Origin of the sequence: Winogradskyella helgolandensis (assembly GCF_013404085.1) — a bacterium.
Classification (GTDB): Bacteria; Bacteroidota; Bacteroidia; order Flavobacteriales; family Flavobacteriaceae; genus Winogradskyella; species Winogradskyella helgolandensis.
The window spans coordinates 3593203-3605896 of the sequence record NZ_JABFHO010000001.1 but is presented as its reverse complement, the minus strand read 5'-3'; the positions used below and the strand labels follow the sequence as shown (position 1 = coordinate 3605896).

The following is a 12694-nucleotide window of genomic DNA, read 5'->3' as shown; positions in this document are numbered from 1 at the left end:
AACGCAGTTCCGAAAATTTTCGGAATCATCGGATGAAGAATTTAACTTTATTTTGATCGGTGAATTTCAGGTTTGTCATTCCTGCGATGGCAGGAATCTATTTTGTATCTTGTAATATGCTTTAGAGTTGTGGGTTCGCTTTGTGACTCTAACTAACTTATGTTATTTAATGCGCTTCTTTCCTGTAGCACTTAATTGTATTGTTTTGTCAAAAACAATCTTTTGAGGTATTTTATAAAGTGACAAGTGCTTAGAACATTCTTTAAGAATTTTATCTGTCATATGTTCTTTATTTTCAGTATTGTTGAGAACTACTGTCGCAAGTATTGCTTCACCTAAAAGTTCGTCGTCAAAACCTGTAATTATACAGTCTTCTACTTCAGGAATTGCTAAAATAACGTCTTCAATCTCCTTTGGACTCACGCGTTTTCCGCCAACTTTTATGATCTCTTTTTTTCTTGCCACTAAATAGATAAATCCATCTTTGTCTATTTTTGCCAAATCACCTGTGTGTAACCATCCATTTTTTATAACTTGGTTTGTCGTTTCAACATCTTTAAAATAGCCTAACATAACGTTTTCTCCACGTGCTAATAACTCGCCTTCTTCATCTATTGTAACGGTTTCTCCATTACTGTTTACTATTTTTAATTCGACATTTGGAATCGCTTTACCTATAGAGCTTGTTTTTGTCTTAATATATTCTGGTGGCAAATAGGATAAACGCGCAGTAGCTTCGGTTTGGCCATACATAACGTAAAATTCTTTAGTTGGAAAAGCCTCTGTAAACTCATCAATAAAAACAGTGTGTAATTTTCCTCCGGCTTGCGTTACGTATCTCAAATTTGGAAATACTTCAGTTTTAAAGGTTTTTGATTTTTTTAATAAGATCTGAAAATGACTCGGAACACCAGCAAATCCTGTGCATTTATGGTTTTTTAAGTCATTGATGATGGAGCCCAGAAAAATAAAGCTATTGTTGAGTACTAGCGATCCTCCAACTTTAAGATGTGTGTGTAATAACGATAAGCCATAGCAATAAAAGAACGGTAATACAACGCACATCACGTCATTTGATGTCAATTTTAAATACGAAATAATGGCATCTGTATTGGCTATAATGTTTTGATGGCTAATCATAACGCCTTTAGGTTCTCCCGTAGAACCTGAGGTGAAAATGATTTCAGCAACACGATTACTATCAAAATCTAAATCAATGTCAACGATAGCTTGATTCGCTATGATTTCTAAAGATTCATCTTCATCAATTAAATGAATATTTGTGTTAAATTTTAATTTGCGCTTTAAAGGCTTAGAGATAAAAACTGTTGCACTTTCTGTAGTATTGAGGATGTAATCTAAATTCCCTTGTTCTATCGCGAAATTAAGAGGGACACAAATATTTCCAGATTTTAGAATTCCTAAGTAAGTCGTTATAAAGAATGCTGAATTTGGGCTAATTAACGTAATATGTTGATTTTGATCTACCGTTGCTTTTAAATACGACGCTATTTTTAAGCTCTCACTATAGATTTTTTCGAATGAAACAGTTTCTTTCGAACCTAATAGGAAATCCTTTTCAAGATGTTTAGAGGTGTCAAAAAGATGGTCAAAAACGTTCATAGATAAAAGCTTTAAAATATTGGGCGCATTCTTAAGTATTCTGTAGTCTTTCTTTTGCGTTCAAAATTTTTATAGATGTTTTCAATATCTTGAGAAGTTCTGTCCATAACTCTTGCAACTTCATCAGCCGGATAGTTATTTTCCCAACCATACCAGATGAGATCCATTTGCTCAAAAGGCATTTGGTAAAAGAAATCTTCTTGGGTTTGTTCTGCAGTATAGGTGTCTGTTGTTGGTGTTCGGTCAATAATTTCTTGAGGAACGCCTAAATGGCTTGCTAATTGATAAACTTGTGTTTTGTATAAATGACCAATAGGCATCACGTCTGCACCTCCATCACCATGTTTTACGAAAAAGCCTTGCTCAACTTCATGTTTGTTTGGTGTGCCAATAACAGCATAATGCAAGCGTTCCGCGTGATAGTAAAGCATGCTCATTCTGCTACGTTGTTTAAAATTGGTAGAGGCCACAATTTGAAGGTATTCTTTTACGGGTAATAATTTACTTATGATATCTCCGTTTGGTTTTATGACGGTAACTGAAAAAGCAGGAGGTAGGTTGGATGCAGCATCTTGTTTAATTTCAATTTTTGCTTTGTCTACTAATGGATCAAAATTGGTTATTACTCTTCCTATAGCGTCGTCTCTTCTTTGGTAGCATCCAAAACCATCTAAGGCTTTGGTGATGTCTTCAACTATTGTATCTGTGACATCGAATTTTGCGGCTAATTTTTCAGCTAGTATTCGGCTGTCGTCACTAGAATCTTGCTCAGGAAGCATGATTGCAGTCACTTTTTTAGGACCAAAAGCTTTGGCTGATAATGCCATGCAAACTGAAGAGTCAATGCCTCCGCTGATACCAATAACTGCTCCGCGACGTTGTAATTTTTTTGCGACATCAGTTTTTAATTTTGAAATGATCTCATTGCAAACAGTTTCAATGTTTTCAATGTGTAATATATCTTTTGAAAAAGGTTTACGTGTTGTATTCATAATTAATTCTTTTGCTAGATGATTAGTCTATTATTGTTTTATTTAGCACTACAAGGTCATTTTCTTGTAGTTCTGGTATTGCTTTATTAATAAACAGGTCGTATAAAATTTGAGTCGATAAAATCGCGGTAATCGCCATATTATCAATTTCAGAAACCTGTTTGTTTAATTTCATCTTCTTTTTTAGTTGGTTGACATATGCTGTATTAAAAATTCCAAATTCGGTAATCTTTTCTTCTGAGAGCATCGTGTTTAAATAAGGAGGCATATCTTCAGAAAAGAACGCACTTTGAATAGGTGCTCTGTAAGCTTGTTTTGATCTGTTTAGAATGGACTCTGGTAATCTGCCTTTCATGATTTTCTTTAGTAGGTATTTTTCATTTAAGCCATTTAATTTTAAATCTGGATTTAATTTCATAGAAAATTCAATAATTCTATGATCTAAAAAGGGGTAGCGCCCTTCAATAGAATTTGCCATTGCCATTCTGTCGCCTTGAGAAGATAATAGATATTTTGACATAAAGAAATTTAATTCAATCCATTGCGCTTTAGTGAGGTAGTCGTAGTCTTTGAGCTTCGTTTCTAATTGTTTTTCTATTTCGGCGATAGGATTGTAATTATGAATGGCGTCTTTATAATCTTTAGAAAGAAAATTCGTGAGGCGCGATGTGTTATTCCATCTCAATAAATGAGAATAAATTGGAGATTCAGTTTCATTCAATTTATAACCAAAAAACATTTTTAATACCGTGTTATTCGCCTTGCTTATTTGTGGAATGTAAGGATAAAGTTTTTTAAGCAATAACGGACGGTATTTAGATTGTGGGTCCTTTGCCCAAAAATGCTTGATCTTTGTTTCTTTAAAAATATTGTAACCACCAAAAAGTTCATCAGCACCTTCGCCTGTTATAACGACTTTAATGTTGTGGTCATGTACACTTTTGGCTAAAATACCCATTGGAGTTGGAGCTGTGCGCAATAAAGGAGCTTCTGAATGCCATACAACATCTTTAAAATTATCTGAAATATCTTTTGGACCACAGGTAATACTAGAGTGTTGCGTATTGAAATAATCTCTTGCTATATTTTGAAACGATGATTCGTCAAAATCTTTTTCTGTGAAACCAATAGAGAAAGTTCTCAGGTTATCTGGTAAGATCTTTTTTATATAAGAGGTGGTAATGCTAGAGTCTAAGCCTCCGCTTAAGTAAGCAGCGACTTGTACGTCTGCTCTTAGTCTTAATTTTACAGCATCAGTAAAAATAGACTCAAAGGCTTCGGAAGCTTCTTCTACAGTGTTGAATTGATATGCATTCGGTTTGGTAATTGGTAATTCCCAATAGGTCTTTATGGTTTTAGATTGCGTATTAATGGTCATGTAGGATCCTGGTGGCAATTCAAAAACGTTATCAAATACAGTATTGGAAGATAGTGTGGTCCAAAGCGTAAAATATTCAGAAAGTGCTTTTGCAGATATCTTTGGATTGAATTCCGGAAATTCTAAAAACGATTTAATTTCAGAAGCAAAAACAAACGTGTCGTTAATTGTGGTGTAAAATAAAGGTCTAATACCAACGCGATCTCTGGCTAAAAATAATTCTTGTTTGTTTTTATCCCAAATAGCAATAGCAAACTGACCATTTAATTTGCTTAGAAACTCTGGCCCATATTCTTCATAGAGATGAACAATAACTTCAGTGTCGCTATGGGTTTTAAAGCTGTGGTTTTTTGCTAGTAATTCTTCTCTTAACTCGATATGATTAAATATCTCACCATTAAAGACAATCCATAAAGAATCATCAGAATTAGAGAGTGGCATTGTGCCTGTGGCTAAATCAACAATACTAAGCCGTACACTACCGAGACCAATAGTGTTAGATGCATAAATCCCACTTTCATCTGGTCCTCTATGCTTAATACGAGTAAGCATTTGCCTTAAAGTGGTGATTTTATTATCTGTGCTTGTATTAAAATTGAAAAAGCCTGAAATCCCACACATAATTATTGAATAAAAAGTTAAAAATTACATTTTACTCTCAATGAAGGCTATAATACTGTTTATAGATTGAAAATTTTCGACAACAAGTTCTTCATCACTCGTTGTTAGGTTGAATTCTTCCTGTAAGAATTCAATTAAAAACAGTAAACCCATTGAGTCGAGGATGCCTTCTTCAAAAATAAGCGTATCGTCTTTTATTTTTTCTACATCATCAAAAGTAGATTCGATAATGTAATTTTTTATTTTCGTTTTTGTGTCTGTTTCTATGTGCATTATAATAGTAATGTTATCTGTTGAGTTGAACTAAGTAGATAAGAATTGTGAGGCGTAAACTTATTGTTTTTCCTATAATTAGGATTGGAATCTGTCGATAAGTTATTGCAAATTATTGTTCATAAATTAGTTACTTAATAATTTCTAAGTTTAATCCATAAAAGTTAATTCTTATTTATGTTTTAATTGATCTAGGAATTCCTGCTTTTTCTCTAATAACTTTTTAGAACGTCTTGCTAGTTTTTTTAATGGGTTTCCAAAATAAATAGTCCATGAATCTAGATTTGAACCTACAAGTGACAGCGCTCCAACAGATGTACCTTCTCCTATAACTACATTAGGAAGTATAACGCATCCTGCACCAATAATGGTGTGTTTGCCAAGTTTGACCCTACCTTTTTTCATAGTTTTATAGGTGTTAGGAATGGTTGGATTGGTTAATGAGTTACCCGAATAATCATCAGTTTTACTGTAAATTTTAACGCCTTGAGATAATCCGCTAAAATCCATTAAGTCAATACCATCAGAAGCAAGTAGGTGGCAATAAGACGCTATGTGTACATAAGAACCAATATTTAAATAACCATCTCCTGGTGCAATGATTGAGCAAAATGAATCAATAATAACATTATTGCCAATTGATATATTAGGAATGCCAACAATTAAACAGTTTTTAGCTATTTTAACATTGATTCCCAAAGACTTAAATCCAAGTGACTTTAACTCAGTATCCTCATAATATCCAATTTCAAAGGGGTTTGCATTCATTGGCTTGCGTTTTCTTAATGGGCTGGTGTGTAGGTGTTTAAAAAATGTAATTTAACAAAGATACGTATAAAATTAATGCTAATTATGATATTCATCAGTTGTAAGATAAATGATTTTTTATACTAATAAAACACGATTTATAAATCATTGTGTCTATTGAATTGTGAATATTGTAATTCTGCATGATTTGGACTACGTTTAAAAATATAATCGATTGATTTTAAGTATTGATACTAATAAATTCGGAATTTAATTCATTTTTGAAAATGCAGAAATCTATTCATAATAGCATAGTTTGTGGAATTCAGCCTTCGTAGGGATGACAATTTATCGTATTTTGGTCTTATTCTTGTTTAGTTCTATTTTATGAAGAAAATTTTTATTGCGTTTTGTGTTTTTATTTCGGGTTTAGCATATGCTCAGAAGACTGATTATGTGGATTTTATAAGGGCGAATGGAATGCTTAATATTGTTATAGATTCTTCAATCGTAAAAGGTAATGTTTGGTATAATCTCAATATTACTAAATCAACAGACTCTATTTTTTTAGATGCTGTGAATATGACATTCGAAAATGTTGAGATAAGAGTAGGTGATTCTAATACTCAGAAATTAGATTATTCCAATGTGGAAAATAAGATTTATTTCAAATATCCGTTTCAAAAGAATCAGTCCTATACAATCTATTTTAATTATTTGGCAAAGCCCAAACAAGCGCTATATTTTTTGAAACGAGAAAATGAGCCACAGGTTTGGACACAAGGCCAAGGGAAGTATACAAGCCATTGGTTTCCTAGTTTAGATGATACTAACGATAAAATCATCTTCAATTTAAGTACGGTTAAGAAATCTGAATATAGCTTTATCGCAAATGGTTTAAATACTGTGACTAGTCCGTTGCCAGATAATTCGGTAAAGACTTCTTATCAAATGCAAAAGCCGATGTCTAGCTATTTATTAGCTTTAGTCTATGGCAAATACAACAAAAAAACAGCAACCTCAAAAAGCGGAATTCCACTTGAATATTACTATTATCCAGAAGATTCTTTAAAAGTTGAACCTACGTATCGGTATTCTAAACAAATGTTCGATTTTTTAGAAGAAGAAATTGGGTTTGCGTATCCTTGGCAAAATTACAAGCAGGTGCCTGTTCATGATTTTCTATATGCAGGTATGGAAAACACGAGTCTTACTATTTTCTCAGATGCGTTTATGGTTGATGATATTGGCTTTAATGATAAAAACTATGTAAATGTTAATGCGCACGAGCTAGCACATCAGTGGTTTGGAGATTTGGTGACAGCAAAATCTGGTGAGCATCATTGGTTGCAAGAAGGTTTTGCTACGTACTATGCACTTTTGGCTGAACGCGATATTTTTGGTGATGATTATTTTTACTTTAAGCTCTTAGAGTCTGTACTAGAATTAAGTCGTCAAGATCTGTCTGGAAATGGAACATCGCTTTTAGATCCAAAATCAAGTAGTTTAACGTTTTATCAGCGTGGAGCATGGGTTTTACATGCGTTAAGAGATCAAGTAGGAGATGTTATCTTTAAGAAAGCAGTTCGGAATTACTTAGAAAAACATCAATATGCTAATGTTGAAACGTCTGATTTTATTCAAGAAGTTGAAAACTTGTATGGACGATCTTTATCACACTTCGTGAATTATTGGATTAAAAACAAAGCATTTCCTTTTGATGATGCTTTTGCGATTTTAAAGCGACAATCAAGCTTTATTAATGAATATGCGATGGTGGACTGTGAAGCCAAAACATCTAAATGTGCAGAGTATCTTAAATATTACGTTTCCGATGAAGCTAAAGTAAAAGTGATTTCGCAAGTGCCAGCCTTAGTAACGTCAGATGTGTTTAAGAATAACTTAAAAGTACGACAAGCTATTTCGGAGCATGTCACTAAAATACCAGAAGCTTTAAAAGAAGATTATGAATCTTTGTTAGATGATAAATCGTACGTTACTATAGAAAACGCCTTATACAATCTTTGGGTTAATTTTCCTTTAGAGCGTTCGAAATACCTCTCTAAAACACGAAAAATAATTGGCTTTAGCGATAAGAACGTGCGTATGCTGTGGATTGTTTTAAACCTAAGTACACCTTATTACGAAGCCGATAATAAACAAGAATTATTTGATGAATTAGTTGGTTATACTAAGGAAAAGTATAATGCAGATGTAAGAATTAAGGCCTTTACATATTTAGATTTAATAAAGTCGTGTGACGAAGATTGTCAAGCTGAATTAGAAACAGCAAAATCACATCACAATTGGAGATTGGTTAAGTTTGCGAAAGAACTATCCAAAAAATTAGAAAACAAAAAAGAATAATGCGAGCATTAGTAATATCTGGAGGAGGAAGTAAAGGAGCGTTTGCTGGTGGAGTAGCACAATACTTAATTGAGCGCGAAAAACATAATTACGATATGTTTTTAGGTACCTCAACAGGCAGTCTTTTAGTCCCACATTTAGCGGTTAATGAAATTGGCAAACTCTACGACATTTTTACCAATGTACAGCAGCACGATATTTTTAGTATCAGTCCTTTTGTGCAACACAAAAAAGGAGATAGAGAATATGTATCAATTGATTTTATAAACTCTTTATGGCAGTTTATAAGACGTAAACGGACGTTTGGTGAAAGTAAAGCTTTGCGAAGACATATTAGAAAACACGTGACTTATGAGGAGTACGTAAAAATAAGAAAGGAGAAACACGATGTTGTGGTAACGGTTTCTAATTTGTCTATGAACCGTGTGGAATATAAATCGATACAAGAATGTTCGTATGAGGAATTTTGTAATTGGATATGGATTTCCTGTAATTATATTCCGTTTATGTCCTTAGCAAAAGTAGATGGTTATGAATATGCAGATGGTGGTTTAGGTTCTGTAATTCCTATTAGAGAGGCTATTCAGCGTGGTGCTACAGAGGTTGATGCCATTGTTTTAGAAGCTGAAACTTTAGGGAAACAGAAGGTGCTAGGTAAAAATCCGTTTTCCTTAATGATTAGTTTATTTGGACACTTGTTAAATCAAGTTGAAAAAAATGATATTATCATTGGGAAATTAGCGGCTCGAAATAAAAATGTAAAACTCAATTTATATTATACACCTACAAGTTTAACGGAAAACTCGTTGATTTTTAGTAAACGCTTAATGGAAAAATGGTGGCAAGAAGGCTATGACTATGCTGAAAGGCGGCATGAGAAATAAGAGTTTGGTATGTGAAAAATTAAAATCGGCTTGTGTTCTATCACAGTACTTCTTAAGGTGATAGGCTCGAATTACTCCTCTATTTATTTCTAATTATTAGTGTTACCTCTCTCTTAATGTCTTCTGACATGCTATAAGCTTGTTTTAAGCATATTATAAGCATGCTATAACCACGCTATAACCTGTATTGTGATTTTTGTATGTTGCTGTATTATAAGTGTTTAGCTTAGTTGTGGTTTTATGGCACAACAGACCGGAATTATCCCTTTATTAGGGACGCTAGATGGTATTAATTTTTATTATTTGAATGGAAAACCGATTGCATGAAAAGCGGGTGGTGGATTTATTAGAATAGCGGTAAAGGTTATGGCTAGTATGCAACGCGTGCGTTAAAATGTCCATGAATTTGAACATTGTGCAGCAGTGAATAAAGTGTTTAGATCTGCTTTGGCTCCTTTTATATGAGCTACAGGTTTACACATTTTCATAATCGTTTGCTGTGGCTTTGCATGTTTTAAATGCTAAAGACCTTGTGGGTATTGCGGTTTTGAAATATTTATAAGGCTTTGGAGCTTACAAATTTGCTTTATTTTTTTTTACCACATTACTTTGTTACCCAACGTTTTTGTTTTTTAGAATTATTGTAGCAGCCTTAACGGCCTCTTTCTGATAGCTATTTTTATTGTTAATGATTTCGAGTAATTGCTTTTCGTTTTTTGATTTAAATTGCCCGATAAATTTTTCTGTTAGTGTTTTTTCTTTAGTTCGTTTTTGTTTTAACGTAATCCCTATTTTTGATTCAGATTTATCAATAAAAGGAAAAAATCTAAATCTATATTTTGTTTTTTTTATAAAGGCATGTTCGTGTAAAAAGTCAATTAATAAATTCGAAATGTAATATCTGTCTCCATTCTCAAACTTTAAATCCCAATATCCAAAGTCAGAATGCATAGCTGACCATCTACCATTTCTATCAATTTTGTTTTTGTAATAAATTCCAACATTGTAAATTGATGATTCAATGTCTGAAAGTTTGTGTTTAGTTGAAATACCTTTTTTATTTATTTGTATTACGTCAGATTCTTTGTCTATATACAATGTCAATTTTTTATTGTGGTAATAATAATTAATTAAGAGTAAAATAGCTGGAAGATTAAAAACAAATACAATTCCGACCAGAATTTTCAGAAAGAGGATATCAAACGCTAAGTCTCCAGAACTTTTAAAATATTGTAAAGTCAGCGTAATAATTATCATTCCGATTATAAAAATCAGATTTTCCTTTAAAAGAACTTTTAGAAGTTTATGATGTAGTTTGTATGTTTTTCTCAAATGTTGGGAAACGTGTTTGTATATGGTTTAGCAACTAAGTTAGTAAACATTTACGAACCCGTGAATATTCCGAAGGAATTTTCCAAATAAGCACTTGCCAAAGCAATTAATTATACACGGTGTTACCATACGTACTTTATTCAGTTATTACTTCTTTCCACCTTTCAGATTCCGCAAACTGCTTTACAATTCGATTCCGTTCAGTTAGTAATTCAGTCATATATTTTTTGAGAAACAGCTTGTCAGCTATTTTACCTACAATTCCAAAAGGTGATTGATAATCAAAAAAGTCGGTCATCAAAGTTCCGCCATTCAATTCCGCAAAGTGGTGTTCGTGTTTGAATTTTTTGAAAGCTCCTTTTACCATTTCGTCCGTAAAGTATTTTGGTCGGTCATATTCCGTGATTTTGGAAGTCAGATTTTGATAAATTCCAAAGTGTTTTGCTCTCCACGTTACGCTTTCGTTCATTCCGATTAATCCGCCTGTTTTTCCAGCGATTGCCTCTTCATTCGTGTGTTCAGTCGAAATTTTATGTAAATCGATACTTCGCGAAAGGTCAAATACTATATTTCTATCGGCTTTTATTTCAGTTTGAAGTTCAATTCTCGGCATTGTTTGGGTATGTATGGTAACGTTGTTGTGTATGGTTAGTTGCGTGGTTAAGCAACTAAGTTAGCAAACATTTACGAATCCGTGAATATTCCGCAGGAGTATTCGCAAGTAGAGAGGAACATAGCAAATAATTATGCACGGTATTGTACGCAGTATTTTATTCATTTAAATATTTATCTCTGCTTTCAATTAAAAATTCAAAATTTCGATACTTTCTTATTCTTTTTGTGTTACATTCAGTTAGTAATTTTTCTCTAAAACTTTCATCTTTAAGTTTTTCTAACATTGAACTATTCTCAAAATATCCTAATTGAATTATAAGTCTTCTAAAGAATTCTTTTTCAAAATCTTTCGAAATCAGACCATTGTAGTAGTCTATTAAATCGTGTTTTTCTATGTTTTCATAAAACACAAAACCATCAAATACATTTTTGTAATTCAGCTCATTTTTAGTTTGTTGTAAATCGAAAATATCGTTTCCGAAAATCGAATTGTTTAAGTCGAAACCAATGTCCTCGATTTTCAAATATTTGAAAGAAGCATCCCATTTTCCATTTTGAATGAGTTTGTATTCCCAATCTTTTCCATTTCTGTAAAAAATTGGACGATTGGATAAAATGCTTACAGCTCTATCTCCAAAATAGTCGGATAGGTATTTTCCTGCGTTTTGTACAATTTCATCGCTGGGTGTAATGGTATGTATTTTATAAGCGTGTCTAATATTTAAGATGATTAGGGCTTTTTTATTATTTCCGGATTTTATTTTTTTGTATTGGTTAATAATGTTATGAGCTATTAAACTATCTCTTGGCTCAATTTCAATTTCATATTCTTTTGTGTAGTCTTCTACAGTTTTTACTTTCTTCCAGTCAAATTCAGAACCGGAAGGGTAAAGTGAGATTTGATTATTAGATTTATTGTTAATATCATATATAGTTCTTAAGAAATAGTGATAACTGTATCTTTCCCAAATAGGATACATTTCAGAATTTTGTTGAAATTCATTAAGTTTTTTTTCTACATAAATACTATCCAAATCACGTGACTTTAGAAATTCGGTTATTTCGGGTTGAAGATTAATAACTCCAATTTCCGTGAATACGTTTTTTACATTTTCTTTAAAATAATTGTCAGATAAAATTTCTTTTATCAATTCGTATTGTGAAATTTCACTGTGGTCTCTTTCGCAAAGAATTACAATGTCGTGTTCTTTAAACTGTTCCACGATGTAATCTTTAGCAGATTTCTTTTCTGCTTTTTCTAAAAAATCGATATATGGTTTAATTTCAGAATTTTGAGAATAGCCAAAAAGTGGTAAAAGAAATATTATTAAAAGTTTTTTCATCATTTTTAATCTGATTTCCAACATTGCGTACAACGTTTGTGTAAAAAAATCCTCGCATGCAAACAAGCAACGCCCTTTGATTAAGCACTAAACCGCAATTATTTTATACTGTGTTGTATGCCGTTTTTATAGTTTCATTGGTGGTTCAGCTTGTCCGTTAATTTCTCCACCAAAATTTATTAATTCAAATAGTCTCAAAACCGCAATATTCAATTCATCTTGGTTGCAGTAATATTCGTTTATTTTTCCGTATTCAGTATAGTTAGAAATATTAAATCCTTCCTCAATATCATTAAACCAAATTATTTTCCGACCACAAATCGCAACAACCCAAAATCCACCACCTTCATTACCGAAAGTTGGTTCGCTCCATTTTTCAGGACTTATGTTTATTAAATTCCAAAAATTCAGATGCTTTTCTTCTAATTCAGATTCAGTTTTCCAAATTTCAGAATAGAGTTCTTTTTCGGTTATTGGTTTCCAAATATTCATTTCAATTCTGGTGTTTCTCAAATTGCA

The 12694-nt window shown here is 32.5% G+C and carries 11 protein-coding genes; 2 read left to right on the top strand and 9 right to left on the bottom strand.

What is annotated here, in order from left to right; all coding sequences use genetic code 11:
* Nucleotides 1–162: 162 nt before the first annotated feature.
* From HM992_RS15290 to HM992_RS15270, 5 genes are all read right to left on the bottom strand, one after another.
* On the bottom strand, nucleotides 163–1623 hold the full coding sequence (locus HM992_RS15290; RefSeq protein ID WP_179320283.1) for a class I adenylate-forming enzyme family protein: 1461 nt from the start codon (nucleotides 1621–1623) through the stop codon (nucleotides 163–165).
* An 11-nt stretch (nucleotides 1624–1634) separates the two neighbouring features.
* Nucleotides 1635–2615: an NAD(+) synthase gene (nadE, locus tag HM992_RS15285; protein ID WP_179320282.1), complete on the bottom strand. Its 981-nt coding sequence runs from the start codon at nucleotides 2613–2615 to the stop codon at nucleotides 1635–1637.
* 22 nt (nucleotides 2616–2637) lie between these two features.
* A complete protein-coding gene (gene asnB / locus HM992_RS15280; protein ID WP_179320281.1) occupies nucleotides 2638–4614 on the bottom strand; it encodes an asparagine synthase (glutamine-hydrolyzing) in 1977 nt (658 codons plus the stop codon).
* A gap of 24 nt (nucleotides 4615–4638) precedes the next feature.
* Complete coding sequence (locus HM992_RS15275; protein WP_178984252.1) at nucleotides 4639–4887, bottom strand: acyl carrier protein; 249 nt, start codon at nucleotides 4885–4887, stop codon at nucleotides 4639–4641.
* A gap of 171 nt (nucleotides 4888–5058) precedes the next feature.
* A complete protein-coding gene (locus HM992_RS15270) occupies nucleotides 5059–5655 on the bottom strand; it encodes an acyltransferase (protein WP_179320280.1) in 597 nt (198 codons plus the stop codon).
* 366 nt (nucleotides 5656–6021) lie between these two features.
* Here HM992_RS15270 and HM992_RS15265 point away from each other — a divergent pair, with 366 nt between their 5' ends.
* On the top strand, nucleotides 6022–8001 hold the full coding sequence (locus HM992_RS15265) for a M1 family metallopeptidase (protein ID WP_179320279.1): 1980 nt from the start codon (nucleotides 6022–6024) through the stop codon (nucleotides 7999–8001).
* A complete protein-coding gene (locus HM992_RS15260) occupies nucleotides 8001–8885 on the top strand; it encodes a patatin-like phospholipase family protein (protein ID WP_178984255.1) in 885 nt (294 codons plus the stop codon). The genes HM992_RS15265 and HM992_RS15260 overlap by 1 nt, the downstream gene beginning before the upstream one ends.
* A 612-nt stretch (nucleotides 8886–9497) precedes the next feature.
* Here the strand turns inward: HM992_RS15260 and HM992_RS15255 are convergent.
* From HM992_RS15255 to HM992_RS15240, 4 genes are all read right to left on the bottom strand, one after another.
* Nucleotides 9498–10217 (bottom strand): hypothetical protein, encoded by a 720-nt coding sequence (locus HM992_RS15255; protein ID WP_179320278.1) that lies wholly within the window; start codon nucleotides 10215–10217, stop codon nucleotides 9498–9500.
* Nucleotides 10218–10353: 136 nt separating this feature from the next.
* Entirely contained in the window at nucleotides 10354–10830 is a 477-nt protein-coding gene (locus tag HM992_RS15250) for an SRPBCC family protein (protein WP_179320277.1), read from the bottom strand.
* A 157-nt stretch (nucleotides 10831–10987) separates the two neighbouring features.
* Nucleotides 10988–12178, bottom strand: coding sequence for a hypothetical protein (locus HM992_RS15245; protein WP_179320276.1), 1191 nt, complete (start codon nucleotides 12176–12178; stop codon nucleotides 10988–10990).
* Nucleotides 12179–12301: 123 nt separating this feature from the next.
* Nucleotides 12302–12667, bottom strand: coding sequence for a hypothetical protein (locus tag HM992_RS15240; RefSeq protein WP_195806631.1), 366 nt, complete (start codon nucleotides 12665–12667; stop codon nucleotides 12302–12304).
* Between the last annotated feature and the right edge of the window lie 27 nt (nucleotides 12668–12694).

What these genes read in the sequence shown, in the direction of transcription:
- HM992_RS15250 (WP_179320277.1), bottom strand. Translation starts at nt 10,830, where the DNA reads ATGCCGAGAATTGAACTTCAAACTGAAATAAAAGCCGATAGAAATATA.
- HM992_RS15275 (WP_178984252.1), bottom strand. Translation starts at nt 4,887, where the DNA reads ATGCACATAGAAACAGACACAAAAACGAAAATAAAAAATTACATTATC.
- HM992_RS15245 (WP_179320276.1), bottom strand. Translation starts at nt 12,178, where the DNA reads ATGATGAAAAAACTTTTAATAATATTTCTTTTACCACTTTTTGGCTAT.
- HM992_RS15290 (WP_179320283.1), bottom strand. Translation starts at nt 1,623, where the DNA reads ATGAACGTTTTTGACCATCTTTTTGACACCTCTAAACATCTTGAAAAG.
- asnB (WP_179320281.1), bottom strand. Translation starts at nt 4,614, where the DNA reads ATGTGTGGGATTTCAGGCTTTTTCAATTTTAATACAAGCACAGATAAT.
- HM992_RS15240 (WP_195806631.1), bottom strand. Translation starts at nt 12,667, where the DNA reads ATGAATATTTGGAAACCAATAACCGAAAAAGAACTCTATTCTGAAATT.
- HM992_RS15260 (WP_178984255.1), top strand. Translation starts at nt 8,001, where the DNA reads ATGCGAGCATTAGTAATATCTGGAGGAGGAAGTAAAGGAGCGTTTGCT.
- nadE (WP_179320282.1), bottom strand. Translation starts at nt 2,615, where the DNA reads ATGAATACAACACGTAAACCTTTTTCAAAAGATATATTACACATTGAA.
- HM992_RS15270 (WP_179320280.1), bottom strand. Translation starts at nt 5,655, where the DNA reads ATGAATGCAAACCCCTTTGAAATTGGATATTATGAGGATACTGAGTTA.
- HM992_RS15265 (WP_179320279.1), top strand. Translation starts at nt 6,022, where the DNA reads ATGAAGAAAATTTTTATTGCGTTTTGTGTTTTTATTTCGGGTTTAGCA.